Source organism: Rahnella inusitata (genome assembly GCF_018288855.1).
Taxonomy (GTDB): domain Bacteria; phylum Pseudomonadota; class Gammaproteobacteria; order Enterobacterales; family Enterobacteriaceae; genus Rahnella; species Rahnella inusitata.
Map to the genome: position 1 here is coordinate 3258366 of NZ_CP065024.1, position 24818 is coordinate 3283183.

General features: G+C 50.5%; 32 protein-coding genes. 12 read left to right on the forward strand and 20 right to left on the reverse strand.

Translation table 11 applies throughout. From position 1 onward, the window contains the following. Window positions 1–7 precede the first annotated feature (7 nt). From ruvA to aspS, 5 genes are all read right to left on the reverse strand, one after another. Entirely contained in the window at window positions 8–622 is a 615-nt protein-coding gene (gene ruvA / locus I2123_RS15200; protein ID WP_112164510.1) for a Holliday junction branch migration protein RuvA, read from the reverse strand. Window positions 623–709: 87 nt separating this feature from the next. Then, entirely contained in the window at window positions 710–1231 is a 522-nt protein-coding gene (gene ruvC / locus I2123_RS15205; protein WP_056769506.1) for a crossover junction endodeoxyribonuclease RuvC, read from the reverse strand. Between the two features lie 108 nt (window positions 1232–1339). Next, entirely contained in the window at window positions 1340–2083 is a 744-nt protein-coding gene (locus I2123_RS15210) for a YebC/PmpR family DNA-binding transcriptional regulator (RefSeq protein WP_112164422.1), read from the reverse strand. A 26-nt stretch (window positions 2084–2109) separates the two neighbouring features. Beyond that, on the reverse strand, window positions 2110–2556 hold the full coding sequence (gene nudB, locus I2123_RS15215; protein ID WP_112164423.1) for a dihydroneopterin triphosphate diphosphatase: 447 nt from the start codon (window positions 2554–2556) through the stop codon (window positions 2110–2112). After that, window positions 2556–4352, reverse strand: a complete 1797-nt coding sequence (gene aspS, locus I2123_RS15220) for an aspartate--tRNA ligase (RefSeq protein ID WP_112164424.1) — start codon at window positions 4350–4352, stop codon at window positions 2556–2558. The genes nudB and aspS overlap by 1 nt, the downstream gene beginning before the upstream one ends. A 349-nt stretch (window positions 4353–4701) precedes the next feature. On the opposite strand from aspS, the gene I2123_RS15225 reads away from it, so the two are divergent. The 12 genes from I2123_RS15225 to I2123_RS15280 all read left to right on the forward strand — a co-directional run bounded on the left by I2123_RS15225 (window position 4702) and on the right by I2123_RS15280 (window position 13623). Then, window positions 4702–5277 carry a hydrolase gene (locus tag I2123_RS15225; protein ID WP_112164425.1) on the forward strand — a complete coding sequence of 192 codons (576 nt, stop codon included), beginning with the start codon at window positions 4702–4704 and terminating at the stop codon, window positions 5275–5277. Between the two features lie 89 nt (window positions 5278–5366). Next, a complete protein-coding gene (locus I2123_RS15230) occupies window positions 5367–6185 on the forward strand; it encodes a DUF72 domain-containing protein (RefSeq protein WP_213050889.1) in 819 nt (272 codons plus the stop codon). Window positions 6186–6294: 109 nt separating this feature from the next. Next, on the forward strand, window positions 6295–6690 hold the full coding sequence (locus I2123_RS15235; RefSeq protein WP_112164427.1) for an MAPEG family protein: 396 nt from the start codon (window positions 6295–6297) through the stop codon (window positions 6688–6690). 123 nt (window positions 6691–6813) lie between these two features. Continuing rightward, on the forward strand, window positions 6814–7557 hold the full coding sequence (gene cmoA / locus I2123_RS15240) for a carboxy-S-adenosyl-L-methionine synthase CmoA (protein WP_112164428.1): 744 nt from the start codon (window positions 6814–6816) through the stop codon (window positions 7555–7557). After that, window positions 7554–8525: a tRNA 5-methoxyuridine(34)/uridine 5-oxyacetic acid(34) synthase CmoB gene (gene cmoB, locus I2123_RS15245; RefSeq protein WP_213050890.1), complete on the forward strand. Its 972-nt coding sequence runs from the start codon at window positions 7554–7556 to the stop codon at window positions 8523–8525. The genes cmoA and cmoB overlap by 4 nt, the downstream gene beginning before the upstream one ends. Window positions 8526–8686: 161 nt before the next feature. Further along, window positions 8687–8890, forward strand: a complete 204-nt coding sequence (locus I2123_RS15250) for a hypothetical protein (protein ID WP_112164430.1) — start codon at window positions 8687–8689, stop codon at window positions 8888–8890. A gap of 549 nt (window positions 8891–9439) precedes the next feature. Then, window positions 9440–10543, forward strand: a complete 1104-nt coding sequence (locus I2123_RS15255; RefSeq protein WP_213050891.1) for a site-specific integrase — start codon at window positions 9440–9442, stop codon at window positions 10541–10543. A 45-nt stretch (window positions 10544–10588) separates the two neighbouring features. After that, the gene (locus I2123_RS15260; RefSeq protein WP_213050892.1) at window positions 10589–10852 is read left to right on the forward strand and encodes a hypothetical protein; all 264 of its coding nucleotides are present in this window, start codon (window positions 10589–10591) and stop codon (window positions 10850–10852) included. Between the two features lie 8 nt (window positions 10853–10860). Beyond that, window positions 10861–11103, forward strand: coding sequence for a DinI-like family protein (locus I2123_RS15265; RefSeq protein ID WP_213050893.1), 243 nt, complete (start codon window positions 10861–10863; stop codon window positions 11101–11103). 312 nt (window positions 11104–11415) lie between these two features. Continuing rightward, the gene (locus tag I2123_RS15270; RefSeq protein WP_213050894.1) at window positions 11416–11652 is read left to right on the forward strand and encodes a DinI-like family protein; all 237 of its coding nucleotides are present in this window, start codon (window positions 11416–11418) and stop codon (window positions 11650–11652) included. Between the two features lie 274 nt (window positions 11653–11926). Then, on the forward strand, window positions 11927–13096 hold the full coding sequence (locus I2123_RS15275) for an ImmA/IrrE family metallo-endopeptidase (RefSeq protein ID WP_213050895.1): 1170 nt from the start codon (window positions 11927–11929) through the stop codon (window positions 13094–13096). Further along, window positions 13096–13623, forward strand: a complete 528-nt coding sequence (locus I2123_RS15280; RefSeq protein WP_213050896.1) for a DUF4411 family protein — start codon at window positions 13096–13098, stop codon at window positions 13621–13623. The genes I2123_RS15275 and I2123_RS15280 overlap by 1 nt, the downstream gene beginning before the upstream one ends. Before the next feature lie 46 nt (window positions 13624–13669). On the opposite strand, the gene I2123_RS15285 is transcribed toward I2123_RS15280, so the two are convergent. The 15 genes from I2123_RS15285 to I2123_RS15355 all read right to left on the reverse strand — a co-directional run bounded on the left by I2123_RS15285 (window position 13670) and on the right by I2123_RS15355 (window position 24815). Further along, window positions 13670–13870, reverse strand: coding sequence for a hypothetical protein (locus tag I2123_RS15285; RefSeq protein WP_213050897.1), 201 nt, complete (start codon window positions 13868–13870; stop codon window positions 13670–13672). Between the two features lie 638 nt (window positions 13871–14508). Then, window positions 14509–14904, reverse strand: a complete 396-nt coding sequence (locus I2123_RS15290; RefSeq protein WP_213050898.1) for a tail fiber assembly protein — start codon at window positions 14902–14904, stop codon at window positions 14509–14511. Continuing rightward, on the reverse strand, window positions 14904–16004 hold the full coding sequence (locus I2123_RS15295) for a glycine-rich domain-containing protein (RefSeq protein WP_213050899.1): 1101 nt from the start codon (window positions 16002–16004) through the stop codon (window positions 14904–14906). The genes I2123_RS15290 and I2123_RS15295 overlap by 1 nt, the downstream gene beginning before the upstream one ends. After that, the gene (locus I2123_RS15300) at window positions 16004–16684 is read right to left on the reverse strand and encodes a DUF2612 domain-containing protein (protein ID WP_213050900.1); all 681 of its coding nucleotides are present in this window, start codon (window positions 16682–16684) and stop codon (window positions 16004–16006) included. Before I2123_RS15300 ends, I2123_RS15295 begins: the two co-directional genes overlap by 1 nt. After that, entirely contained in the window at window positions 16681–17880 is a 1200-nt protein-coding gene (locus I2123_RS15305) for a baseplate J/gp47 family protein (protein ID WP_213052533.1), read from the reverse strand. The genes I2123_RS15300 and I2123_RS15305 overlap by 4 nt, the downstream gene beginning before the upstream one ends. After that, entirely contained in the window at window positions 17877–18230 is a 354-nt protein-coding gene (locus tag I2123_RS15310; protein ID WP_213050901.1) for a contractile injection system sheath initiator, read from the reverse strand. The genes I2123_RS15305 and I2123_RS15310 overlap by 4 nt, the downstream gene beginning before the upstream one ends. After that, window positions 18227–18982 (reverse strand): Gp138 family membrane-puncturing spike protein, encoded by a 756-nt coding sequence (locus tag I2123_RS15315; protein ID WP_213050902.1) that lies wholly within the window; start codon window positions 18980–18982, stop codon window positions 18227–18229. The genes I2123_RS15310 and I2123_RS15315 overlap by 4 nt, the downstream gene beginning before the upstream one ends. A 39-nt stretch (window positions 18983–19021) precedes the next feature. Then, window positions 19022–19882, reverse strand: coding sequence for a restriction endonuclease (locus I2123_RS15320; RefSeq protein ID WP_213050903.1), 861 nt, complete (start codon window positions 19880–19882; stop codon window positions 19022–19024). 60 nt (window positions 19883–19942) lie between these two features. Further along, window positions 19943–20287 carry a hypothetical protein gene (locus I2123_RS15325; protein ID WP_213050904.1) on the reverse strand — a complete coding sequence of 115 codons (345 nt, stop codon included), beginning with the start codon at window positions 20285–20287 and terminating at the stop codon, window positions 19943–19945. A 3-nt stretch (window positions 20288–20290) separates the two neighbouring features. Next, window positions 20291–21355, reverse strand: a complete 1065-nt coding sequence (locus I2123_RS15330) for a hypothetical protein (protein WP_213050905.1) — start codon at window positions 21353–21355, stop codon at window positions 20291–20293. Between the two features lie 9 nt (window positions 21356–21364). Further along, on the reverse strand, window positions 21365–21670 hold the full coding sequence (locus tag I2123_RS15335; protein ID WP_213052534.1) for a phage baseplate plug family protein: 306 nt from the start codon (window positions 21668–21670) through the stop codon (window positions 21365–21367). Between the two features lie 2 nt (window positions 21671–21672). After that, window positions 21673–22257, reverse strand: a complete 585-nt coding sequence (locus I2123_RS15340; RefSeq protein ID WP_213050906.1) for a phage baseplate protein — start codon at window positions 22255–22257, stop codon at window positions 21673–21675. Then, window positions 22257–24209 (reverse strand): transglycosylase SLT domain-containing protein, encoded by a 1953-nt coding sequence (locus I2123_RS15345; RefSeq protein ID WP_213050907.1) that lies wholly within the window; start codon window positions 24207–24209, stop codon window positions 22257–22259. The genes I2123_RS15340 and I2123_RS15345 overlap by 1 nt, the downstream gene beginning before the upstream one ends. Further along, window positions 24199–24354 carry a DUF6889 family protein gene (locus I2123_RS15350; RefSeq protein WP_213050908.1) on the reverse strand — a complete coding sequence of 52 codons (156 nt, stop codon included), beginning with the start codon at window positions 24352–24354 and terminating at the stop codon, window positions 24199–24201. The genes I2123_RS15345 and I2123_RS15350 overlap by 11 nt, the downstream gene beginning before the upstream one ends. Before the next feature lie 35 nt (window positions 24355–24389). Beyond that, window positions 24390–24815 carry a phage tail assembly chaperone gene (locus tag I2123_RS15355; protein ID WP_213050909.1) on the reverse strand — a complete coding sequence of 142 codons (426 nt, stop codon included), beginning with the start codon at window positions 24813–24815 and terminating at the stop codon, window positions 24390–24392. Window positions 24816–24818 lie beyond the last annotated feature (3 nt).

Consider the following 24818-nt stretch of genomic DNA (forward strand, 5'->3'; position numbering starts at 1 on the left):
TCTTACCTCACAGCGCAGCGCGCAGCGCCTCTCTAATCAACGTTTCGGATTCAGCACCCGGTTTGGCAACTTTGCTGATCATTCGGCTGGCTTCCGGTGGTTTGTAACCCAGTGAAATCAGGGCTGCAACGGCTTCGCCTTCGGCATCAGATTCTTTTGTTTTCGACGCCGATGCAGGTAACGTGATATCAGTATGATTGTTAAATAGATCACCGTTTAATCCTTTAAACCGGTCTTTCATCTCGACAACCAGGCGCTCTGCGGTTTTCTTACCTACACCCGGTAACTTAATTAACGCGGTGATTTCTTCCTTTTCCACCGCACTGACAAACTGCTGCGCCGACATGCCTGACAAGATAGCCAGCGCCAGTTTTGGTCCGACGCCGTTGACTTTAATCAGCTCGCGAAACAGCGCTCGTTCCTGCTTGTCATTAAATCCGTAAAGCAGTTGTGCATCTTCGCGGACGATAAACTGTGTGAAGATGATAGCTTCCTGACCCAGGTCCGGCAATTCGTAAAAACAGGTCATTGGCAACTGCACTTCATAGCCAACGCCGTTGGTTTCCAGCAGCACCAAAGGGGGCTGTTTTTCCAGAATGATGCCTCGTAGTCTGCCTATCACGTTCATTTTCCTTATCGGGTCAAAAACTGCGATGTTTATATCATAAAAAAAGCTGGATGGATATCCAGCCTAATGGACTTGCGGCGTCTATCGCATCCGCCCTCGCGCCATCTGTAATTTGTCCGTACTCAGACGGATTGCGTTCTGGCTCATGTGGCAATGTGTGATAGCAATCGCCAGTGCATCGGCAGCATCCGCCTGCGGATTGGCGGGTAATTTCAGCAACGATCGCACCATATGCTGAACCTGTGATTTCTCAGCGGCACCCGTGCCCACAACGGTCTGTTTGACCTGCCGTGCGGCATATTCAAACACAGGTAAATCCTGATTCACTGCGGCCACAATCGCCGCACCGCGCGCCTGGCCGAGTTTTAATGCGGAATCGGCGTTCTTCGCCATAAATACAGATTCGATGGCAAAAAAGTCAGGCTGAAATTGGGTAATGATTTCCGACACACCGGCGTAAATCAGTTTCAAACGTCCAGGCATATCGTCCACCACGGTGCGGATACAGCCGCTGCCGAGATAGCTCAGCTGACGCCCTGTCTGGCGGATAATGCCATAGCCGGTAATACGCGAACCGGGGTCGATCCCCAGAATAATAGCCATAGCCGCTCAACGCCTTGTATTGTCGTTTTTATAAGGAAGTGGGGAGAGTATAAACTGCTGCGGGATAACAGGATAGCCAGCCGGTGGAAACCACCGGCGGCACGAAAATCACAGAGTTTCTGCAATCTCGTCTGAGATTTCACCGTTGTGGTAAACCTCTTGTACATCGTCACAATCTTCCAGCATGTCGATCAGGCGCAACAGTTTAGGCGCAGTGTCTGCATCCATGTCGGCTTTGGTCGATGGGATCATAGTGACTTCTGCGGAGTCGGCTTTGAAACCGGCCGCTTCCAGCGCGTCTTTCACATCGCCCAGACTTTCCCAGGCCGTGAACACGTCAATCGCGCCATCGTCATAAGAGACGATATCTTCTGCGCCTGCTTCCAGCGCGGCTTCCATCACCACATCTTCATCCAGACCCGGAGCAAAAGAGATCACGCCTTTTTTGGAGAAGAGGTAAGAAACGGAACCGTCAGTGCCCAAATTACCCCCGGTTTTGTTGAAGGCGTGACGCACTTCAGCCACGGTGCGGTTGCGGTTGTCACTCAGGCATTCCACCATGACTGCTGAACCACCAGGACCGTAACCTTCATAAATGATGGTTTCCATGTTGGTATCATCATCGCCGCCCACGCCACGCGCGACGGCGCGGTTCAGGGTGTCGCGGGTCATGTTGTTAGACAGCGCTTTATCGATAGCTGCGCGAAGACGCGGGTTAGCCGCCGGATCGCCGCCACCGAGTTTTGCTGCCGTCACCAGTTCACGAATGATTTTGGTGAAAATTTTGCCACGCTTAGAATCTTGCGCCGCTTTGCGGTGCTTGGTGTTGGCCCACTTACTGTGACCTGCCATAACAAATCTCCAAAAAGTCTAAAGTCTTAACAGACCGAATAGTTTACAAATTCTTCAATCGCCTGCTGGTTGCTCGGGGACACCGTCAGCGCTGCCGCTGCGGTTTTGTCGAGCCAACGGTATGCATGATGCTCGGTAAGTTCCACATCACGCTCCTCGGGTAACGCCAGACAGAACCAGTGTTCTTTGTTGCGGGTCACGCCGGGAGCATAGCGATGGCGCAAATGCGCAAATATTTCAAAATCCACACAGCGATCGCAGTCTTGCAGAGTCAGGTTTTCACCTGCGATGTCGATACCGACCTCTTCCATGACTTCACGCTGCGTGGTGTCTTTCGGGGATTCCCCGTCTTCCAGACTGCCGGTCACCGACTGCCAGAAATTCGGGTCATCCTTTCGTTGTAGCATCAGCACCCTGCCGGTGTTTCTGGCGTAGATGACGCACAGTATCGACTCAGGACGCTTGTCGCTCATTAGTTATTCTCTGTATTTGTGTCTGGCGTCACTTCTTTTTTCGCCACTACCGCAATACCCAGCTCCAGCAGCGACGCCGGATTAGCAAAGCTTGGCGCTTCGGTCATCAGACAGGCCGCTGCGGTGGTTTTCGGGAAGGCAATGACGTCACGGATGTTGTCGGTGCCGGTCAGCAACATCACCAGACGGTCCAGACCAAAGGCCAGTCCAGCGTGCGGCGGCGTACCGTACTTCAGGGCGTCGAGCAGGAAGCCGAATTTCTCGCGCTGTTCGTGCTCGTTAATGCCCAGAATGCTGAACACGGTCTGCTGCATTTCGCTGCGGTGAATACGCACGGAACCGCCGCCGACTTCGTAACCGTTGATCACCATGTCGTAGGCGTTGGCGATCGCGGAAACCGGGTTGGCTGCCAACTCTTCAGCAGTCATCTCTTTCGGTGCGGTGAACGGATGGTGCATCGCACTCAGGCCGCCTTCGTCGGTGTCTTCAAACATCGGGAAGTCGATTACCCACAGCGGTGCCCACACGTCGTCTTGCGTGATTTTTAGGTCGCGGCCAACTTTCAGACGCAGTGCGCCGATGGCATCAGTCACGATTTTCGCGCTGGCTGCGCCGAAGAAGATCATATCGCCGTCTTGTGCGGCGGTGCGCTCGATCAGTGCAGAGAGCAAATCAGCGTTCAGGAACTTAGCAACCGGGCTCTGGATACCTTCCAGACCTTTCGCCACCTCGTTCACTTTGATGTAAGCCAGACCTTTCGCGCCGTAAATTTCGATGAATTTCGCATATTCGTCGATTTGTTTACGGCTCAGGGATGCGCCGCCAGGGACACGCAACGCGGCCACGCGGCCTTTCGGATCGTTGGCCGGATCGGCAAACACTTTGAACTCGATGTCTTTCATCAGGTCCGCAACGTCAACCATTTCCATCGGGTTACGCAGGTCCGGTTTGTCAGAACCGAAACGACGCATCGCTTCCGCATAGGTCATGATCGGGAAATCGCCCAGATCCACGCCTTTGATTTCCTGCCACAGTTCACGCGCCAGTTTCTCCATCACTTCACGCACTTGTTCAGCGCTCATGAAAGAGGTTTCAACATCGATCTGAGTAAATTCTGGCTGACGATCAGCACGTAAATCTTCATCACGGAAGCATTTGACTACCTGATAATAACGATCGAAACCGGACATCATCAGCAGCTGTTTGAACAGCTGTGGGGATTGTGGCAGCGCGTAGAACTTGCCTTTATGGACACGGCTTGGCACCAGATAATCGCGCGCGCCTTCCGGTGTGGCTTTAGTCAGCATCGGAGTTTCGATGTCGAGGAAGTCATGGCTGTCCATGAAACGGCGTACAAAGCTGGTGATTTTTGCGCGCGCTTTCAGGCGATTGGCCATCTCAGGGCGGCGCAGATCCAGATAGCGGTATTTCAGACGCGCTTCTTCGGAGTTCACGTGATTGGAGTCGAGCGGCAGGGATTCTGAACGGTTGATGATGTTCAGACCGCTGGCGAACACTTCCACTTCACCGGTCGCCATGTCTTTATTGAACTGGCTTTCAGGGCGCGCACGGACGGTGCCGGTCAGCTGGATACAGAATTCATTGCGCAGTTCAGAGGCCAGTTTGTAGGCGTCAGCCTGATCCGGATCGAAGAAAACCTGCACGATGCCTTCGCGGTCACGCATATCGATGAAAATCAGACCACCCAAATCGCGTCGACGGTTAACCCAGCCACACAATGTCACTTCCTGGCCCACATTGGACGCATTCAGCTTTCCACAATATACAGTACGCATAACGGTATCCTTTTGATCCCACTACCCGGCCTCATGGCGCACAGGTACAGAAACGGTTATTCACTCTGGTCGCCCGCCCGCAAAACGCTGCGGCGCGCGGAATAGGTTTGCTTATGTTCTAAATCTAAGCTTCTAAAAAAGGCGGCTATTATAAAGGAATTTCCTTCGCAGGATAAGTGCGAACACGTCAAGGCTGGCGCGGAAATTCACTCATGTTGCCTGCTACACATAATTTAACAAAATTACCCCCAAATTGACCCACGCGTTAGCATAGACTCGCGCAATCCCCTTTGTACACGCTGTTCATTATTCCTTTCGCTATTAATGAGATAACCGGGAGCTTTACGCCATGAAACTTGACCCTAAAACCACCGCACTGGTACTGATCGATTTACAGAAAGGGATCCTGCCGTTCGCAGGTGGCCCCCACACCGCGCAGCAGGTGCTGGATAACGCGACAGAACTGGCAAACCGCTTTCGTGAACTGGGCGCACCGGTGGTCATGGTTCGCGTGGGCTGGTCCGATTCCTTCGACGAAGCGCTGAAACAACCGGTTGATATTCCGGCGGCTGCGCCGGAAGGCGGTTTGCCTGCCAGCTGGTGGGAATTCCCGGAGCAACTGGCGGTGACCGACAAAGATTTACTGGTGGTGAAACGCCAGTGGGGCGCGTTCTACGGCACCGATCTGGATCTCCAGCTGCGCCGTCGTGGCATTAAAAGCATCGTGCTGGCGGGTATCTCTACTAACATCGGCGTAGAGTCCACCGCGCGTAACGCGTGGGAACACGGCTACGAGCTGGTGATTGCCGAAGATGCCTGCAGCGCGCACAACAACGAGCATCATCAGTCCAGCGTGCAGTTTATTTTCCCTCGCATCAGCCGCGTGCGCTCCACCGCCGAAGTGCTTGCCGCTCTGCCACAGTAACGTTACCCTGCCTCAAGGCATTGTTTTTGTTATCCAGACGCCGCCCACCGGGGCGGCGTTTTCATAAGGAAGAACGGGAGAGTACCGGCATGTATATTGGTTTACCGCAATGGCATCACAGCGCCTGGGCATCCATCGGGCTGCGCGATTTGGCGGATTACGCGCGGTATTTCAACTGTGTCGAAGGCAACACCACGTTTTATGCCCTGCCAAAACAGGAAGTGGTGATGCGCTGGCGCGATATGACGCCGGAAACTTTCCGTTTCTGTTTCAAATTCCCCTCGGCCATCAGCCATAAAGCGGCGCTGGCGAACTGTCAGGAAGATGTCGATACGTTTTATCGCACACTCGCCCCCCTTGGCGAACGCATCGGACAGCTGTGGTTGCAACTGCCCGCGACCTTCGCGCCGCAGCATCTTGAGCGTTTGTGGCAATTCCTTGATGCCCTGCCCGCCGGTTTTGATTACGGTGTGGAAGTGCGGCACCGGGATTTCTTTGCCAAAGGCGATGCCGAGCGCTGGCTTAATCAAGGTTTACGTCAACGCGGCGTTAACCGTGCCATTCTCGACAGCCGCCCGGTGCACAATTCGAGCTCAGTGACCGAGGCAGTACTCGAAGCCAAACGCAAAAAACCTGTTCTGCCGCTGCACGCATTAGCCACCGCCTCACGCCCCATCGTCCGTTTCATCGGCGGCGACCAGCTGGAAGCAAACCGCCCTTTGTTCGCGCAGTGGATCAACAAACTTCAGGCGTGGGAAACTGAAGGGCTTACGCCGTATTTATTCATCCATACGCCCGATTGCACCGATGCCCCTCAGCAGGCGCGCAGCCTGTGGCAGCAACTGCGCCAGCAGATGCCGTCAGTGCAGCCGGAGCCCGACTGGCCGTTGCAGGATACGCTGTTCTAAAAAATTCACTTTTTCATGACGACAGGTTTTAGTCAGACCGCTATCATAGCCGGGCAGCGGAGAAGAAAAATATTCCGCCGGATTACCTGGAATAACCAAGGAAGTCATCATGATTAGCGCGTTATACGTCGTGCTTGCCGCCATACTGTTGATCAAACTCTCTTTCGATGTTGTACGTTTGCGCATGGAATACCGTATTGCCACCGGCGACGGCGGATCCTACGAATTGCAGACCGCCATCCGCGTACACGGCAACGCCGTCGAATATCTGCCGATTGGCTGTTTATTACTGCTGTTTATGGAAATGAACGGTGCCGCCGTCTGGATGGTTCACGCCTGCGGGCTGCTCCTGATTGTCGGGCGTTTATTCCACTATTATGGTCTGAAAAATCGCGAATTTACCTGGCGTCGCAACGGTATGGCCGCAACCTACATTTCGCTGGTGCTGATGGTGGTCGTCAATATTATCTATCTGCCGTGGTCGCAGTTCCTCGCCTTCAACTGACTTCGGCCATTTTTCCGGGCAGTTTGCAGTGAACGCCGGTGCGCAGGTATCTGCCTGCGCCAGTATCTGCTAAAATCTGCCCTCACTTTTTACCCACACTCTTTTCTGGCCTGACTCACCACTATGGCAAACCACGATACGCTTTTTTCTGCACCTATAGATAAGCTCGGCGACTGGACGTTCGATGAACGCGTGGCCGAAGTTTTCCCCGATATGATCCAACGTTCCGTACCGGGTTATTCCAACATTATTTCGATGATTGGCATGCTCGCCGAACGTTTCGTCCAGCCGGATTCCAATGTCTACGATCTCGGTTGTTCGCTGGGTGCCGCCACGCTTTCGATGCGGCGCAATATCAAGGTACCGGGCTGCGAAATTATTGCTGTCGATAACTCCCCTGCCATGGTGGAACGCTGCCGTCGCCATATTGATGCCTTCCGCGCCGAAACGCCGGTTACGGTCATCGAATCCGATATTCTTGACATCGAGCTGAAAAACGCCTCGATGGTGGTGCTGAACTTCACGCTGCAATTCCTTGAGCCTGACGATCGTCAGCGCCTGCTCAATCAGGTTTATCAGGGAATGCGCCCGGGCGCTGCGCTGGTGCTGTCGGAAAAATTCAGCTTCGAAGATAAAGATGTCGGCGAATTGCTGTTCAACATGCATCATGATTTCAAGCGCGCCAACGGCTACAGCGAACTGGAAATCAGCCAGAAACGCAGCATGTTAGAAAATGTCATGCTGACCGACTCGGTCGAAACTCACAAAACCCGCCTGCGTCAGGCCGGTTTCCAGCACACGGAAGTCTGGTTCCAGTGCTTTAACTTCGGCTCACTGATTGCGCTGAAAGCCGGAGAACCCGCATGATCGATTTTGGTGATTTTTACCGCGTCATCGCCAAAGGCCCGTTAAGCCCGTGGCTAAACACCCTGCCGTCTCAGCTGACCGCGTGGCAGAAAGAATCCCTGCACGGCAAATTTAAATTGTGGTTTAACTCGGTTGACCGCCTGCCGCTGATTAAGCCGGAACGCCTGGATTTGTTGCACAGCGTTACCGCCAATATGGAAACGCCGCTGCCCGCCGGTCAGCGCGAAGGGATCGAAAACCTGCTGCGTAATATGATGCCCTGGCGCAAAGGGCCGTTCTCGCTGTACGACGTTGAAATCAATACCGAATGGCGTTCTGACTGGAAATGGGATCGCGTTCTGCCGCATATTTCTCCCCTCACCGGGCGCACCATTCTGGACGTCGGCTGCGGCAGCGGGTATCACATGTGGCGCATGATTGGCGCAGGCGCGCATCTGGTGGTCGGTATCGACCCGATGCAGCTCTTCCTCTGCCAGTTCGAAGCCGTGCGTAAATTACTGGGTGGCGATCAGCGTGCGCATTTACTGCCGCTGGGCATCGAGCAGTTACCGGAGCTTAACGCGTTCGACACCGTCTTTTCTATGGGCGTGTTGTATCACCGCCGTTCGCCGCTGGATCATCTCTACCAGCTGAAAAATCAGCTGGTCAGCGGTGGAGAACTGGTGCTGGAAACTCTGGTCGTCGAAGGTGACAGCCAGCAGGTGCTGGTGCCGGGCGACCGTTATGCACAGATGGGCAATATCTACTTCATTCCTTCTGCCGATGCGCTAAAGGACTGGCTGATCAAATGTGGCTTTGTGGACGTACGCATCGCGGACGTCAGCGTCACCACGGTGGAGGAACAGCGCCGCACCGATTGGATGACCAGCGAATCGCTGGCCGAATTCCTCGACCCGAACGATCCGACAAAAACAATCGAAGGCTACCCGGCACCGCGCCGCGCACTGCTTATCGCACGCAAACCGTAATTCTGCTTTTACTCCCGTCTCCTGGCGGGAGTTTTCTTCCGACATTTGACTACACGTTCTGTAACACCCTCAGCAACATCTTCAGTGAAAAAGGTCTAACCTTTTATTATTGCTATCCGTTTGTTGTGCAAGAGATCGTTGTTAACGTTTTGGGAGGAGATATGAAATTCCCTAAAGGCAGTATCGTTAAACACAGATCCGGTGATATCAAAGGTGCTGTTATGAATGCGTTTGAGTCAGAAAAGGGAAATGTGTCGTACTACGTGACATGGGAAGACGGCACCAGCAGCATGCATCAGGAAAATGAGCTGCATTGGGCCAATATTGACGTCGCCATCCGTATTAAAAACTTTTACGAGAAGTAGCCTGATTGCCCGTACCGCAACATAAGTGGCGATAGACCCGCCGGAATGACTGCGCTTTTTTAACATTAATGCGCTCTGCGTTACAGGCCTTTGTAAAACTTCCGCTTTGTGCGCGTAATTGATGGATTGATGACGGCTTTTTCGTGTATAAATTCGGCCAAACTTATTCATCAGCATCGCGATGCTTTCAGCTTCGCGGGGAAAATCATGCGCAGAAAGATCCGCTTGCTTGTAGACAGAGCCTTTATCGTTTTCGGCCTTTTTATTATGTGTCTGGTGGTGAAAGCCGGAATGTTTGGCGTAGCGTTACTGACCTGGGGTTAATGACGTCCCCCGGCTAAAAGAGTGGCGCTAAAAGACTGCGCACAAAAAAAGCCCCGCCAACATGACGGATTGCGCAGCTAATCAATAAAATAATTTTCAATAAAATACAAGAACTTAACAAGATTACTGTATATTTATACTGTATATTATTGTCGATTATACAGACGTTTTAAGCTATTTTATCCTCCTCGGCACCCCCTACAGCACCCCCTGAGGCAGTTTGAGATGGCCTATTACAGTATTGAGAAAAGACTCACCGCTTCAGGTGAATTGCGTTACCGCTGCACTGTCGGCGTTAAAGAAGATGGAGCTTACCTTCATCGTGAGAGGAAGACTTTCACCAAGCAAAGTTTAGCTAAAGCATGGGGAGTCAATCGTGTTGCTGATATCGAGCAAAACGGATTACCCCGATCGACCAAACCATTTGAAAAGATTCTTACCCTCGGCGAATTAATTCAGAAATACATGGATCACCCCCATGTAAAATTTGGACGTTCAAAACGAGAAACACTCAACCTGGTGCTCCGGTCACACATTTCTACAATCCCCTTAAATGAATTAACCACCAGTTCATACATCGACCACGCAGTGATGAGACGAGCAACAGTTCAACCCTCTACTGCGGCGCATGACATCAATTATATTGGCAAGGCGCTTAGCTCAGCCAAACCACTTTTTGATATTTCTGTAGATTTCGATGCATATGTGACCGCAAGAGAAACCATGCGCCAGATGGGGATCATTGGTACAGGTAACACTCGAAGCCGCCGGCCTACCGGTATTGAGCTGGATATGATCATTGAGCGATTAAAGGAAAAAACGCTGACCTCCTATTCAGGTGCACCCTTTGCCGACATTTTAATGTTCTCCGTACTTTCTTGTATGAGAATAGGCGAAGTTACACGCATTCAATGGTCTGATGTCGATAAGAAGAACAGGGCTGTTCTGGTTCGTGACAGGAAAGACCCACGGAAAAAAGAAGGCAATCACATGGTTGTTCCACTCCTTGGCCAAGCTTGGGAAATACTGGAAAGACAACCTGAGAAAGATGATTGCGTTTTCCCGTATAGGGAGCGTTCTCTGACTCAGACCTTCCGACAAGTCACAAAAGAACTGGGTGTTGAAGATCTTCATTACCATGACCTGCGCCGAGAAGGTGCCAGCCGATTGTTTGAGGCTGGGTTTAGCCTGGAGGAGGTAGCACAAGTTACTGGACATAAGTCATTAGATATTCTGTGGAAGGTATATCGCGAAATATACCCTCAGTCACTCCATGATAAATTTGAAACGCTTAAACTGAAGTCATCGGTTGATCAGTTAAAAATTTAAATATACTGTATGAATAACCAGTTAATTCACATGAGCGATCATCACATGAAAGAGCAAGATAGTTTCAGGGGTATGCGGTTGTTGACTGAGTTTAAAGCCGCGCATAGTGCCTTTGGTGAGTTTGTGATTCTTAAATCTTCTTTCGTTGACACGCTGACGGGTATTGTCGATTCCAAATTTGAAATGTATCCCGACCAGCAGGTGATGATTCGCCTCAGCGAAGCCAAGGCCCTCATCTTTGAACTGCAGAAAAGAGTAAGGTACATCGAGGCCGGTATTGAAGACGCTGGTTCCACTTTCATTGACTGAGGTGATTTATGTTTGTTGAGCTGATTTACGACAAAAGAAACATGGCCGGTGTGCCGAACGCTAACGCGCTGATCCTGGCTGAACTTACCAAGCGCGTGCATGGCACCTTCCCTGATGCTGACGTGAAAGTGAAACCGATGGTGACGCTCAGCAGCATCAACACGGACGCCAGCAAAGCACAGAAGGCAGTTCTGGCGGGAATAGTTGAGGAGATGTTTGATGATGCCGGTAACTGGCTGGCGGCTGATTAGAGCAAAACTTGAGGCAGTAGTAACAGACTTCGCAGGATATACCTTATCAACTGGAAGCCCAGTTTGAAGATATGAGGTTGCCATGCTTATCTCGAAAGATGAAGTTATGAAACTACTGCACATTAGGTCGAGGGATACGCTGTATCGGTATGAACGTGACAGAGAATTCCCTGCTCCAGTTAAAACTCACCCGACATTTTACGTCAGAAAACATGTTGTGGAATGGATTGAAAAACAGAGTTACAGCCAATTATCTTAAGGTTCGTTGGTTTGAAAACGCACCGCGCTGTAGCATTTGAATGAGGAAAATTTATGCACGTTGAATTGCTGATCGATAAAACTAAGCAGTTGCCCGCCGGCGCGGTCGAGGCTTTCAAAGTTGAGTTTGAGAAAAGGCTTGAAAGGAATTACCCAGGCGCAACGTTCACCGTTCGCCGAGCTGGCAGTGATGGGATGTCGGTGATGGGCGGGACGACTCATGATAAAGAAGTGATTGATGTGATGCTGCAGGATACGTGGGAAAGCGCGGACGATTGGTTTCAGCCATAATTTTTCTAATTTCAGTGTTCCCTTGTTCACTATTCCCATTTTGATATAAGAACCTTTTTTACCTACAATTTTTTTGTAGGTATTTCCCTGATATATCCACAGTATTTGTGTTATTGCCGATTAGGACTATGATGTTTCATTAATTTTTCCAGCGGCCTAGAGTGTTTGTGTAAGAGAGCTGCAGAGATTAAAAGGTAGAACCGAATTGACGTAGAATCTCGCATGCAGAACAATGAAATTGCGGATTTTTGAATTTTTTTACTTGGTGGAGAGCATGGCTAAGCCAAATCCTGAGATTATAAAATGGGCAAGAGAAAGCTCTGGTTTGAGTTTAGAGGATGCGGCCAAAAAGCTAAATCTAAAAAGCTCTAAGCAGTCAGGAGCTTCAATTTTGCTCGCCTATGAATCAGGCGAAAAAGAACCAACAAGTAAAAAATTGGGTGAAATTTCCAAGTTGTACCATCGTCCTCTCCTCACCTTTTATCTTTCAAAGCCTCCTGTAATCCAAAAAAAGGGAGAGGACTACAGAACTGCTCCCGATGCGATGCCGATTGAAACCAATGGCAATGTGGACGCGATTGTAAGGGATATTTTTGTTAGACAAAGCATTGTGCGTGAAGCACTCATTGATTCTGATGATGCAGAAAGCAAAGATTTTGTTGGTCGGTTTAAGAATTTGCCAAATATTGAAGCTGCATCTTCATATATACAGTCACGGTTCAATATCAACACATCCGAATTTCGGCGCTACGCAACAGCACATGATGCAATGGGCTACCTGAGAAAACAGGTTGAGAATGAAGGTGTATTTGTATTGCTAATAGGCAATCTTGGAAGCCATCACTCATCCGTAAGTACAAGTTACTTTCGCGGGTTCGCTATAGCAGATAATATTGCTCCCTTTGTGGTCATTAATGACAATGACTCCAAATTGGCTTGGAGTTTTACTCTTCTTCATGAATTAGCCCACATCCTAATTGGTGAGACAGGGATAAGCAACACCAGTGTCAGCCATAAAATAGAGAAATATTGTAATGATATTGCGAGTAATATTCTATTGCCAGCGGAAGATCTCGCCACTATAAATGTGGATGAGACATCTACATTTGAAGAGCTTACATCAATCCTTCAAGAGAAATCAGTATTCTATAATGTTAGCCAGTCTCTCATAGCATATAGGCTATTGCGCTCCGGGAAGATAAATATCACCGAATGGGAGAGGATATCCTCTCATTTCAAAGACATGTGGCATCAGAGCAAGGCAAAAAAGGCTGATGAAAAAAAATCATCTGGCACTTTTTATGTGACGAAACGCCACAAAACTGGAAGCGCACTTATAAGAGTTATTAGAAACTCTATTCTTGAGGGCGTAATAACCGAAACAAAAGCAGGGAAGGTGCTAGGTGTTAGCCCTGGGAATGTTGCACGAATGGTGGAACTATAATGTCAGACCAAAGGGAAAAATTATATCTTTTAGATGCTAACATTCTGATTCATGCACACAACTTCTATTACCCTCAAATGAGAGTTCCTGAGTTTTGGGAGTGGATTTTATTTCACGCTACGAGCGGCAGACTTAAAGTTCCAAGTGAGATAATTGATGAAATCCAAGGTGGGGATAGTGATGTACATGCAAAATGGGTTCATCATAAATCGAACAAACCACATCTAATTCTTCCTGAAGATTTTGACGCAGATATTCTTCACAAAGTTGTCAGTGATGGTTATGCAGAGGATTTGTCAGATCTTGAGGTTGAAAAAATAGGTAAGGATCCATTCTTAATTGCTTACGCAATGAAAGATATTAAAAATCGCGTTGTCGTTACAAACGAAACCCCTAGGCCAAGTAAAACTCGAGCAAACAGAAAAGTACCTGATGTCTGCAACAAATTTGGGGTGCAATGTTGTGACGTTTACCGATTGCTTAGAGAACTAGATTTCTCGACAAATTGGAGGTCCAGAATTGTTTAGCTCCGAAATAACCCGGCCACCGAGCCGGGTTTTTTGTGCCTGTAATTTACCAGCCGTTGAGGCGTTCTATCGCGAGTTGTAAAGCATCATGTTGCTCACCATTTGTGTCAACCGCCTCTTCTTGAGCACGTTGTAGCCACAAAGCCAAGCGTTCAAGGCTTATCTCTTCCCTCCTTTCAGCGAACATCAAGCAACATTCTCCAACGATCCTGCAAGCTTCTTCAAAAGTCGAATCTAGTCTTTCCATCGAAACTCCTGCCAGCGCAAAGAATGAAATTCATCATGCTCGCTATCTCAATATTTCGATTTAATTATCGACGTTTTATGTTGTTTTTCAGATTTAAGCTACTCTAAAATTAGCTGACACAAGATCAGCAAGCCTGCCAAGGCCATGAGTCCCCTACCTTCTGATAGCCCGACGTTAACTCGGGCTTTTTTTATTTAAATCTGGCAATCAGCGCACCGCAGACTACCCTTAACTCAGCTGACACAAGAGCAGCAAGCCTGTAAAGGCAAACCATTCATACCCTTACAAAAGCCCGCCTAGACAACGGGCTCTTTTTTTAACTACGAAACTAGTTTAACTTAAGCCAAATTTTACTTATGAGCTATTGTTAACAAAGGAGTAACACTCCCGTTCCGAAACTAAATTTAGTGATAATTCACTGGCCTTCGTTCGCGAGGGCTTTTTTACGCTCTAACACTTCCCCATTGAGCGAACACAGCCACTTTTGAGTAGTTATCCTATAGATTGGATAATGATTACCACGCTATGCTCATCACGCTCTACCCGAACAAATTTCCAATGTAAAAACTGATGTTTATTGCCCGCCTGTCGCGGGCTTTTTTTCATCTGTCATGCCGCCGATCGGCAAGGGAAGAGAATTATGTAGTAGGTGTGGCGGGCCATAAGATATCTGGCGCTTTGCCCGTATCAACTTTTGTTAATGCGTAACGGTATTTCTGCCAGGCTTGCAGCACAGGAATATCAGCATCTTCAATATACCCTCCCGCTTGAGCATCGGCCATTGGCGCGATAATTTCTGTAGCTTGTGCGATTAGTGCCTGTTTCTGATTATCACTTTCTGCGACCATTTCTTCATGAGTTTTTTCTGGCGCTGGTGGGAGAGTGAAAACACCACCTACATAAGTGGAACCGACGATGCATCCATCTTGAAAAGGCACAAGTTCCAAACCACTCTCACCAAAGTCTGTTATGCCATCCCACACAATAATACTGGTGACAACGTCATTAGTTATAACTGCGTAATTTTCAATCATTATGCATACTCCTCAATAATGCAGCGCCCATCAATACCCGCACCGCCATTTAAGGCGGAAGAAGCAGAGCCAATGGCAACACCAGAACCGCCAGCACCGGGACCGCCGCCTGCCTGAGAGCCGGAACCCGCATATCTTGCAGGCCCACCTGATCCCATAAAACTACTCCCCCCTTCCCCCGATGTAATTCCAGCAGCTGTGGACATCGCGTAACCACCGCCGCTTCCGATTGTCACAAATACGACGCTTCCTGCATTGATTGTCGGAGCGTCACTGGCAGGTGCGCCCATTGATAAAGAGCTCGCTGTTGTTATTAATGTTCCAGTAGCGGACTTTTTTCCACCTGGGCAGGTTATGATGCTTCCGAATGAGCTGGCACTTCCGTCAGAACCTGCTGTAGCTTGTGAGATGCCACCGCTTCCGATAACCACCGACAAGCTCGACGGTACAGATCCTGTAGGTAACACAACCTCAGCATAGGCACCCGCCCCTGCCCCTCCAGATATGCTAGCTGTCCCGCCAGAGGTCGTTGACGGCACGCCACCAGCCCCACCTCCTCCTCCGACGATTCGCACACGGCAAAATTTCATACTTGGATCTTTTGTGAAGGTCTGAGAAGACGTGATAACGGTAGTTTTAATCAAGCGCCCGGTGCCATCTCCAAGCCCAAGATAACTCAAGACGTCAGATACAGCGCTTTTCCCAATAAGGTCTCGACCGGTCTGAGTTAAATCGGTTTGTGCTGCGACTTCCAACCCTGAGAAATACGGCAACTTATTCGCTCCAGTCGCCAGACCAGCCAGAGCGGTTAATGTGGCATCAAGAGGTTGTGATTGCTTATTGATCGCCGATGTAAACTTTGTTACGAACCCGCTGAGATTACCGTCATCAAGTGTATCGACCCCGGCCTTGTCGGAGACGTATTGCGCCAGAGCAGCAGCGATAAAGCTTGCTTGCCTGATGGCTTTGTTAACCTGGCTACTGGATGCCTTGCCCGCCTGAAAACCTGACTGTAAAGCAGGCAGCGCTTGCCAGTCAGCCTGATTAGTTACGTTTGCACCAGCGCCGGTTGCAAACGGTTTGAAATCGTTTGTAGACATTAGAGTTTTATCTCCCAAGCGCCGTCATCAAAGCCGGCGATGTATTTATTGTTTAAATCGAAGCCGAAAAACCGGCTTCCTTCGGAAGGGGTTTCAACAGATGGCGTCTGAATGTCACCAGCCCAAACCCCGGCAGCTTTCACTGTTAAGTAGCCCTGCTTAATTGCAGCAATCAGCTCCAACGACACATCAGTAATGTCCGTTTCAGGGAATACCCAAACCGAGATCGTCATGTCCTGGTTGTCTACGATCTGCATCGTCAGGCCAGAACCGGCCAGCGCGGTGTTGAGTATGGCCGGTAGAGTTTCGTTTGTGCCATTCCAGTGGTTAATCGCAATTTTTGCTTTGAGGACAATTCGGTAAACGTCATCGCTCAAGTTCGTAAATCCAGCGTCAGGGTCATAGGGTCCTTGCCATACCCCCTGGTCGAATCCCAAACTATCCATGTCAAAGGAAAAATAAATGCCAGATATAGGCTGGCTTACTACTCGCGTTCTGCCAATCCACTTACCGAGGATGTCCAACTGGACACCGACAGCTTCATCAATATCAAATTCCGTGATGAGCGATGTCATTACATTCGACGCGTCTGTTAGTGGCCGGGTTATCAGGCCAATGTGGTTAACAAATAGCGGCTTCTGGCTGTGGTAATTGGTGATGAGGTCGGTGTATTTGCTCATGACGTCACCGTGACGCTGATGTTATTCACATCGCAGGTTGCTGACTCGCTGTAACCGATAGTGATATTAGCGGCAGCAACCGCCCCGGCGCTTTTGCCAATCTGCAAATTGGTTATGTCGTAGTATCGGCTTTCCCCACCGCTCACTACGCCGAGATTTGCCGGTGAATATACCCGGCTCAAGAGAACGTCATCGCCGATGGTCAGCGCATTGATATACGCAGCAATGGCCGTTTTAATATCTTCGCCGATCTGCGTGGTGTAGCCCGTAAAGGCCTGAAGTGAAATAGCAATATAAACTGGTACTGGAACCGGGCGGTTGAACCCAATTACGTGAGGATTCCCGTATTTATCAGCCACGGTAATTTGCGTGGTGCCATTCGGAGTGACACCCTGCCCTTTTTTCAGCTGTATTGTGGTCGCTATTTCATTTGCATCGCCGCCGTCAATAACCGCGGTGATCGAGTGCGCTGGCAGGCCGTTGGCATCCACCGCGCCAGTATCGTTCTCGTAGAGCTTGTGACGGGTCACGCCTGAGATATTAGCGATAGCACCATCCAGCGCATCGAAAGGCGTTATCGAGGCAAGCGCCACGCTCTGCGCCTGTCGAATGCGCAGCGCCGCATCCGTTTCAGCCGCAGCCCCAACAGTGGCCGCATTCGGGTTCGTGACTGATACCCACCCGCGCGTGGGGGTGTTGATGCCCGTAATCGTCCCGGCCAGCGCGGCAACAGCGCCAGCCATCGCACACGTCGCGGTCACAATCACCGTTCCGCCGGTACCGATCACCACCGATGCCGGAAGCGTCCAGATGATGTTGTTGGCATCCTTCGCGGAACCGTTCGTTATCTGTAGTCCGATAGTGCCGGTGATCAGCAGGTCAACCGTTGAGTTATTTGCCGGGTCACGGGCAATGCCATTAATTTTCACGTTGCTGGCGAGCCCATTCCCGAAACCGGTCGTCGGTGAGAATGAGTTGTAAACGGCAATTGCCGTATTGTTCGCATCGTGGATTGCCAGCGCATACAGGGCAATCATCTGACCATCTTTTCCGTCAGGCTCGAGATAGGCGTCGGTACCGTAAATCTGCTGAAAATATCCCCTCACCGTCGAGAGGATTGTCTGATAATCGGGCGCACTGATCCCTTGGGCGGTTACCGTTGCCGATAAGCCCAGCGTGTCGAGATTGAGCATTATGCCTCGCTTGTGAAAGTCGTCGCCCCGTAGATGGTGTCTATGGTCGCCGTAAAGGAAACGCGCCGTGTTCTGCTATCTACGGCCGTATCAAAGGAGATAATTGAGCTGACACCCTGCGTCTGCAGAATGTGCTGGCGGATAGCCAGGTTGTAAACGTCAGGATTCTGCTTGCCGAGAACGGATTGAATGTAGGGAGTGCCTGCGGTTGTGTCGAGGAACCATTGCCCGCGCCAGAGCAGAAAGCGCGTTTTGACAGCCTGCGCCACTGTCTCCGGCGAATTAATCAGAAACGTATTATCGCCCCGGCCAAACGTATAATCGCCGTCGGAATCTTCGCGTCGATATCTCATACCGGTTTCCCCGTCTGTCCGCCGCCAGTCTGTACACCGCTGTGAACGTGATTTTGCAGGCTCTTACCGCCAGCAGTAACGTCATTGGTAACGGTCATCGGCCCCAGCATGGTTGCATTACCGCCGCCCGGTCCCATCCCCTGACTCAGCGATCCGTTTATCGTCACAGCGCCATTCAAAATGATACTCGGGGATGTAACTTCGGTACCACCCTGCGCGCTGGCGGTTAGCTTACCGGGGGTGTTCACGGTAATGTCATGACCTGCGGCTACTTCGATGAACGCGGCGCCATCATCGGTACGCAGCTGCGCGGCGCTGGTGCTGATCCCGCTAATTTTATTCGCCTGCGACTGCGGACCTACGATGACGAATGCATCTGAGGTGTCGTGTTGGCGTTGATCAACTGCATCGCCGGTACCGCCGCTTTGGTACCAGAAATCGATGCAGCGATCGGAAAATATCACCAGGCATTCATCACCCGCCTTTACCGGAAAAGTCAGCGTCACTCCCCCACCGCGCGGAAATATTACAGGCAGGTCAACTAGTAGCGTCAGACCCTCAGCGGATTCAGCACCTGTTTCATCCGGTACCGAACCGTTAACTGCTGGCTGGACAGTGCAGGTCACTGTATCTGGATCAAATGACTGGATGATGCCCGGAACGGCGACGCGCAAAGAACTGCTGAGCTGTTCGCCCATTGCTTTCAGTGTCTGTGACAGGTCGCCGCTTAAATCAGGAGACGGGATTGGCATGGAAAAACTCCATAAAAAAACCCGCCGAAGCGGGTTGTATTAAGCAACTTGATTACTTACATCTATTAGTTCATCAACTGAATATAAATCGTCATGATGAAGTAAGAAAATCAATTGCGAGTTTGCTAACTGTTTTGCTGACGCCGTGTATGTGTTGTTTGTCACTACCATACCGTAGTCTGCACCATAAAAACCTTTGCCCGCTGTAATTTCTTGCACGGCCTTATTACCCACGGGTGAAGAATACTTTTTGCACTGGACCGCAATCCTTATGCCATTTTTTTCAGCAATTACATCAACCCCCTGATCACCTGACCCTTGAGTCACTCGCGCCTCCCAACCTTGCTCCCTAAGAATATCAGCACAATAGTGTTCATATTCGGTCGGCGTCATATCGCTAACGTCAATAATCTCAATGTCACTTGTTTGAAGGAATTCATTTATCATACCGTCTAAAATCAAAGACTGATCAAATGCATCCATGCCGGAATAATATGGTGTGATACAGGGAAAATAGTTGAGTTTTCTGATGTAATATTCTTTTTCTTTAATCCACTTATCGACGATAACGTTACCATAATCATCTTTAGTAATGAGCATGTTTCGTTTTCGCGCCAATACCGGCAAGTGTCGAGATATTGTTTCTCTAAAATCTTCCTCGTCTTTTTCCCTAGCGTCTCGCGCCATTTTACCCACAGTTTCATTCCAGGCTTTTGGGTAATGTCTGTTTTTTAAATGAGAGAAGATTACGACTGCAATCACAGCGCTTATTACCACGAGTCCCGGGTGAACGCCACCCATCAAAGCCCCGATCGCGCACACAACAAAGACGAATAAGAGTGGGCGCGTTTTTTGCTTCACATACACATCTAAGGGAACGTACTCCATTAATTTCACCATAGGATTACTCTGCAATCCTAGCATTATATCCAAATGTGAAATTTTATAAACAGTAGCCCGTTAGCTTGTCTTGTGGCAGTCGAAAGTCCCATACGTGCGCGGCGCATCCATACTCGCTTGAAGTATCTGCGCATTGAGGAATGCTTTTCCGTTACGCTTGATGTACTCGAGCCCATACATCTGGCCGTCTTTCGAGGACTCAACGACCCATTCCATTTTGATGTTGTTGTAGTCGTCTTTTTGCTTCAGAAAAGTAACTTTCTGTGTTTTTGGCTTATCACCATTGATGCGGGACCATCCGTCATTTGCCGGGCTGGTTCCTAAATAAAATGGCCCACACTGGGAATCTGCGTAAGACAAACCAGGCAGCAGAAAAACCAGCGAAGCCAATAGAATTTTGTTCATCAGTCAATACGTCCTGTTCAGAGCCGAATTGGTTTGAAGGTCAGCAGAACCTCGCGCCACGCACATCATATCCATGTACCAGGCCTGCCCTCTCGTATCCCCAGTATAAGATATCGACTGAACAATATACACACCATCAGTGGCAATACTGGCTGGCGGAATACTGGCAACGCCGGTGACCACCAGATTGCCGTTGTCGTTAATCTCAGTGATGCGGCCGCCGGACATCTGAATGTCATTCGACGACAATGAAGCGCGATAAACTGACGTCTGATCCAACTCAATCAGGCCGTGAACTCGAATATTCGGATTTATAAGGCAGCGGACGTTTACCCCACCGCCCATCGTCTGCTGCGGCATGCCGATCAGGCCCGTCTGACTGTTCAGCACAATGGCTTCATGAATGAATTTATCATTCGCAACCATCTGCACCTGACCATCGACGATCTGCCAGGTTGCCTTGCACTGCTGAGCTACGTTATCCATGACGTCATGCGCCATCGCATACATCGAGCGGCCCCGAGGGTATACCGTCATCGGGAATTCCGGTGTCTGCCCGGCTGTTACGCCGAACGGGGCAAAATGCGACATGGTCAGATCGTAAAGGTCTTTTACCGTGTAACCTTTTGCCAGCGTGGTGTTCATCACAGCGCCCATCAGCGCGCGGTGTCCGTCGATAGCCTGAATGATGATAAACGTATCAGTCGGGTTATCCCGGCCCGTCAGCGAGAAGCGTATTTCACCGTTATAGATTTCGCCAAAGTTCTGGCCGTTGGTCTGGCCGACCTGCGAAGAATCGACGGTTGTTGGCTTACCAACCTGACTGGCATCTACTGCCGAAGCAATGCCGTCATAACCGGCGATGATTTTTATCTTCGAAAACTCAGCACCGAGGATCCGGCTGTTGGTGTTCTGGGATAGGTTGTAAATTTTGACGGTGGCCACGCGGGAGAACTTGATGTTGAACCACTCAATGTCAAAAGTAACTTTGAAGTCCGACAGGCTGATCCCCTTGCCGTTATCATCGAGCAACTGTATTTCGAAGTGACGCTGCCAGTTCTGGCTCATGGGTATTCCTTAACTTTGCACGATATAAAGATGGCTGCCGTTTCCCAGGTCGATTTTCGTCGGGTATTCCTGCGTGGAGTCGTCGCATCCCACGTAAAGCGAGAAGCCAAATCCCATAAAGGAATACTGCGCCAGCAGGTCGACACTGGTTACCAGGGGAATGCCGCTGACCATCGGGTTACCGCCGCTGTCCTGCATATCCATGATCCAGCCAGCTGCATCACGCCAGAGCAGACGCATTTTGTAGGTGGTGTCTGCCAGGCTGATATTGAATTGCTGATTGTCCGGCGAGAGTGGGATTTCGCTGATGCTGATCGTCATAATCCAAACGCCCCCTTCGCGCCGCTAAACAGTGTCAAAAGCAGAGAGCTATTTGCGGTCTTTGCAGACTTAGTGCCGGTGTTCTGCATTGACGCGGTGCTGACGCCTTCCTGCATATCGGCTTTATCCGCCACAGTAATGCTCTCAGTCTGAGAGATAATGACCTCGCGGAGCGTGAGCACGCACATCAGCACATTCTCGCTGGTCCGGTCAGTCGTCACATCGATGGCGCGGATCAGCATGTTGCTGTATTGCCGCTTACCCGTTGTCACATCGAACGGTACCCGACTGGCCTGCAGGTCGAGAATTTGCTGATAAATCTCCTTTGGGCTGGTGCCCAAGGAAATACCGAGAGCTGAGGTGTCGGCAAAATCCAGAAGCGAGCCGCCGCCGGAAAAGCCGATTTCCATAGTGACTTCTGACGGGCGTTTATAAGCGTGATCGGAGACAGGCGCGCCAATTTCCACCGGATGCTCGGTGATTTCTAAAGCGTCCTGATGCTTTTCAGAAACCACCACATCCGGGATGATCAGGCCAATTTTCCGCGACCGCTGGTTGAATAATACGGATAGGACGTCCATTAACGCGGCCCTCTCGATACCTGCTGCGCGAGGCGTGAATTAACACCGGTTTGCCGGTCAGCTACTTCCATACCGGCGCGGGTTGGATCACTTACGCCATGAATATGAATGTTGGTTTCCTGACTGACCGTCTGGTTGCCTGGCATATTGCTGAGCACCTTCGGAACGTAGTTCCGGGTTTCCTGAGGCATCAGCGCCATACCATGCTTCTGGACGTTACCGATCCCCCAGTTGTACGAAGCCAAGGTTTTCTCCAGATCGCCGCCATTCATCTTCATCAGCTGACTGAGATATTTGGCGGCCGCCTGTGCGGACTTAACCGGGTCGAAGACGTCATTGCCCTTGAGCCCCATGTCACGAGCCGTCGGGTCCATAAACTGAAAGAGGCCTTTAGCGCCAGCGCCAGACTGGGCCAGCGGATTGCCAGCTGACTCGGTGATAGCAACGCTTTTCAGCAGGCCGGCAGGAAGCTGATAAAGCCCTTCAAGCTTATTAAGGGTGGGTTCCAACAAGTTGAGCAGTTTAGAACCTGACTCCGTTGCATGCGGTCGGCGCACTGACTGGGCATACTGCACTGGCTGACTGGCTTGATCAGGCGGTCCCGGGTCACCAACATTCCCACTGAAGAAGTTCTGCATGTCTTCAGTGTCTTTGTCAGACATGATGTGAGCTTTTCGCAGCAACCTCCAGAAAGGGCTGTTTGCAAGCTTTCGTCCGAACTCTTCGAAGAAACCATTGAACTTGAGATTCACGTAGTTAATGGCTTCGGTAATGGCCTTCGACCAGTCTCCTTTCATGAAGTCTGAAAGACTTTTGAGGGTATCTTTCCAGGTGAGCGTCCCCGTATTGAGGTCGTTCAGCTTGTCTGTGAACCAGTCCAATCCCTTTTTAGCGGCTTCAATACCCGGTTGCCATTTTTCCCAGTCAATAAGGCTTTTGCTGCCCTCTTTCCAAGATTTATAGTCGTCGTAGAGCAGCACAAGAGAGCCAATCAGCGTAGTGATGATGCCGATTGGTGAAGTGAGGAATGCACTATTGAGCAGGCGCCATGCAACCACCAAGGCCCCAAATGTGGTAATCAGCTGCTGCGTTCCCTTATCAAGCGTCCCCCACCACTCTCGAATATCACCCGCGGCCTGTATTAAGCGGAATACTACCCGCCCAATCACGTCGGCCAGCCAGAGCAGGCCTTTGATGCCCCGCGTGATGGTTTCTTCTATCTTCGGGAAGTTATCGAGAATTTGTTTGCGAAGCTTATCGATCGAGCCCGCCAGCCCCTCGGCCAGGTTAGAACCAATCTTATCCCGCGCCATGCCCGCCATTTGCCCGAACGCGTGCAGGGAGGTCATGAATTTATTGGCGCTGACAGCCGCGGTATCGGCGTTATATCCGATGGCTTTGGTCATCTGCGAATATTGCGCGCTGAAATTACCCAGACCGCGACGCATCGCCAGCAGGGTATTTTCATCAATGCCCAGCATCTGCGCATACTGATTAGCGCGGTAATACGGCATGCTGCTGAGCTTCTGACCGACGCCGGTGAATACGGTGGCCATGTCGCGCATGTTGCCTTTGGCGTCACGCGTCTGGATCCCCAGCCGGTTTAAAAAACTCTCCGCGCCGGGGCTGTTGCGCATAAACCGGGACAGGCTCTCCAGTGAAGAACGCGCACCGTCAACACTCCCGCCCATCTGTGAAACGGCATAGCCGATTTGCTGGATACCCTGCACCGTTGCGCCGGTGCGTTGGGAAGCCCAGTAGAGATTATCCAGACCGCTGGCAATCTTCGCAGTGAACGCCACCACTGACAGCGCAGCACCCTCGACCACCGCGGCCATTTTGAAGACGTTGGCCGTCACGCCAACGATCACCGAATCGAACTTATTCGCGCCAGCGTCATCGATTTGGAAACCGAGACTGATCAGGAAGTCCTTAATAGTTTCAGCATCCATCGTTATCCGCTCTCCATTTCGCTATGCGCGCTTCGTTATCGTTTTCCATCTGGAGGTAATCATTCATCAGAGCGATGTCCCACAGATCAACAGAGCCCGACTTCAGGTCTTTCATATCGAGCTGAAAGGCCTTGGCCGGGCGCATGATGAAATCCAGATTATCCGGTAATGAGTTGAGCGTTATGCCTCCGGTGGCTTGTCCGTCGGCGCTGTAGGGAGTTCGCGCAAAAAATTTCCCAGCGAGTCGCCCACCACGCGACCGACGATTTGAAGCATTTCCAACATGTCCATATCGTCGAACGCGAGCACGCCGTCCTGAAATACCGGCGCCCATCCTTTCGCGTGCTTACGGTAGGTCACCGTCAGACAGGGGATGATCACCGCGTTGGCGTCGTCTTCACTCAGGTCTGAAAGTGACTGTGCAATCTTCGGCAGCACCTTCTCCATGATGCTGACCGCATCTTTCTTCGCTGCCAGAGTCTTGATAGCTTGGAATTCCGAGAGCATGCCGGACAAAACCGGCAGCAACTTACGGGACACTTTGAACTGGTCGAACACGCTCAGTTTGCGGATCTGATACGTATTGCCTTTGATATCGAATTCCATCGA

Bases quoted from the DNA above. Each gene is read 5' to 3' on its own strand.
- ruvC (WP_056769506.1), bottom strand. From the start codon at position 1,231: ATGGCTATTATTCTGGGGATCGACCCCGGTTCGCGTATTACCGGCTAT.
- I2123_RS15210 (WP_112164422.1), bottom strand. From the start codon at position 2,083: ATGGCAGGTCACAGTAAGTGGGCCAACACCAAGCACCGCAAAGCGGCG.
- nudB (WP_112164423.1), bottom strand. From the start codon at position 2,556: ATGAGCGACAAGCGTCCTGAGTCGATACTGTGCGTCATCTACGCCAGA.
- aspS (WP_112164424.1), bottom strand. From the start codon at position 4,352: ATGCGTACTGTATATTGTGGAAAGCTGAATGCGTCCAATGTGGGCCAG.
- I2123_RS15225 (WP_112164425.1), top strand. From the start codon at position 4,702: ATGAAACTTGACCCTAAAACCACCGCACTGGTACTGATCGATTTACAG.
- I2123_RS15230 (WP_213050889.1), top strand. From the start codon at position 5,367: ATGTATATTGGTTTACCGCAATGGCATCACAGCGCCTGGGCATCCATC.
- I2123_RS15235 (WP_112164427.1), top strand. From the start codon at position 6,295: ATGATTAGCGCGTTATACGTCGTGCTTGCCGCCATACTGTTGATCAAA.
- cmoA (WP_112164428.1), top strand. From the start codon at position 6,814: ATGGCAAACCACGATACGCTTTTTTCTGCACCTATAGATAAGCTCGGC.
- cmoB (WP_213050890.1), top strand. From the start codon at position 7,554: ATGATCGATTTTGGTGATTTTTACCGCGTCATCGCCAAAGGCCCGTTA.
- I2123_RS15250 (WP_112164430.1), top strand. From the start codon at position 8,687: ATGAAATTCCCTAAAGGCAGTATCGTTAAACACAGATCCGGTGATATC.
- I2123_RS15255 (WP_213050891.1), top strand. From the start codon at position 9,440: ATGGCCTATTACAGTATTGAGAAAAGACTCACCGCTTCAGGTGAATTG.
- I2123_RS15260 (WP_213050892.1), top strand. From the start codon at position 10,589: ATGAAAGAGCAAGATAGTTTCAGGGGTATGCGGTTGTTGACTGAGTTT.
- I2123_RS15265 (WP_213050893.1), top strand. From the start codon at position 10,861: ATGTTTGTTGAGCTGATTTACGACAAAAGAAACATGGCCGGTGTGCCG.
- I2123_RS15270 (WP_213050894.1), top strand. From the start codon at position 11,416: ATGCACGTTGAATTGCTGATCGATAAAACTAAGCAGTTGCCCGCCGGC.
- I2123_RS15275 (WP_213050895.1), top strand. From the start codon at position 11,927: ATGGCTAAGCCAAATCCTGAGATTATAAAATGGGCAAGAGAAAGCTCT.
- I2123_RS15280 (WP_213050896.1), top strand. From the start codon at position 13,096: ATGTCAGACCAAAGGGAAAAATTATATCTTTTAGATGCTAACATTCTG.
- I2123_RS15285 (WP_213050897.1), bottom strand. From the start codon at position 13,870: ATGGAAAGACTAGATTCGACTTTTGAAGAAGCTTGCAGGATCGTTGGA.
- I2123_RS15290 (WP_213050898.1), bottom strand. From the start codon at position 14,904: ATGATTGAAAATTACGCAGTTATAACTAATGACGTTGTCACCAGTATT.
- I2123_RS15295 (WP_213050899.1), bottom strand. From the start codon at position 16,004: ATGTCTACAAACGATTTCAAACCGTTTGCAACCGGCGCTGGTGCAAAC.
- I2123_RS15300 (WP_213050900.1), bottom strand. From the start codon at position 16,684: ATGAGCAAATACACCGACCTCATCACCAATTACCACAGCCAGAAGCCG.
- I2123_RS15310 (WP_213050901.1), bottom strand. From the start codon at position 18,230: ATGAGATATCGACGCGAAGATTCCGACGGCGATTATACGTTTGGCCGG.
- I2123_RS15315 (WP_213050902.1), bottom strand. From the start codon at position 18,982: ATGCCAATCCCGTCTCCTGATTTAAGCGGCGACCTGTCACAGACACTG.
- I2123_RS15320 (WP_213050903.1), bottom strand. From the start codon at position 19,882: ATGGTGAAATTAATGGAGTACGTTCCCTTAGATGTGTATGTGAAGCAA.
- I2123_RS15325 (WP_213050904.1), bottom strand. From the start codon at position 20,287: ATGAACAAAATTCTATTGGCTTCGCTGGTTTTTCTGCTGCCTGGTTTG.
- I2123_RS15330 (WP_213050905.1), bottom strand. From the start codon at position 21,355: ATGAGCCAGAACTGGCAGCGTCACTTCGAAATACAGTTGCTCGATGAT.
- I2123_RS15340 (WP_213050906.1), bottom strand. From the start codon at position 22,257: ATGGACGTCCTATCCGTATTATTCAACCAGCGGTCGCGGAAAATTGGC.
- I2123_RS15345 (WP_213050907.1), bottom strand. From the start codon at position 24,209: ATGGATGCTGAAACTATTAAGGACTTCCTGATCAGTCTCGGTTTCCAA.
- I2123_RS15350 (WP_213050908.1), bottom strand. From the start codon at position 24,354: ATGCGCCCGGCCAAGGCCTTTCAGCTCGATATGAAAGACCTGAAGTCG.
- I2123_RS15355 (WP_213050909.1), bottom strand. From the start codon at position 24,815: ATGGAATTCGATATCAAAGGCAATACGTATCAGATCCGCAAACTGAGC.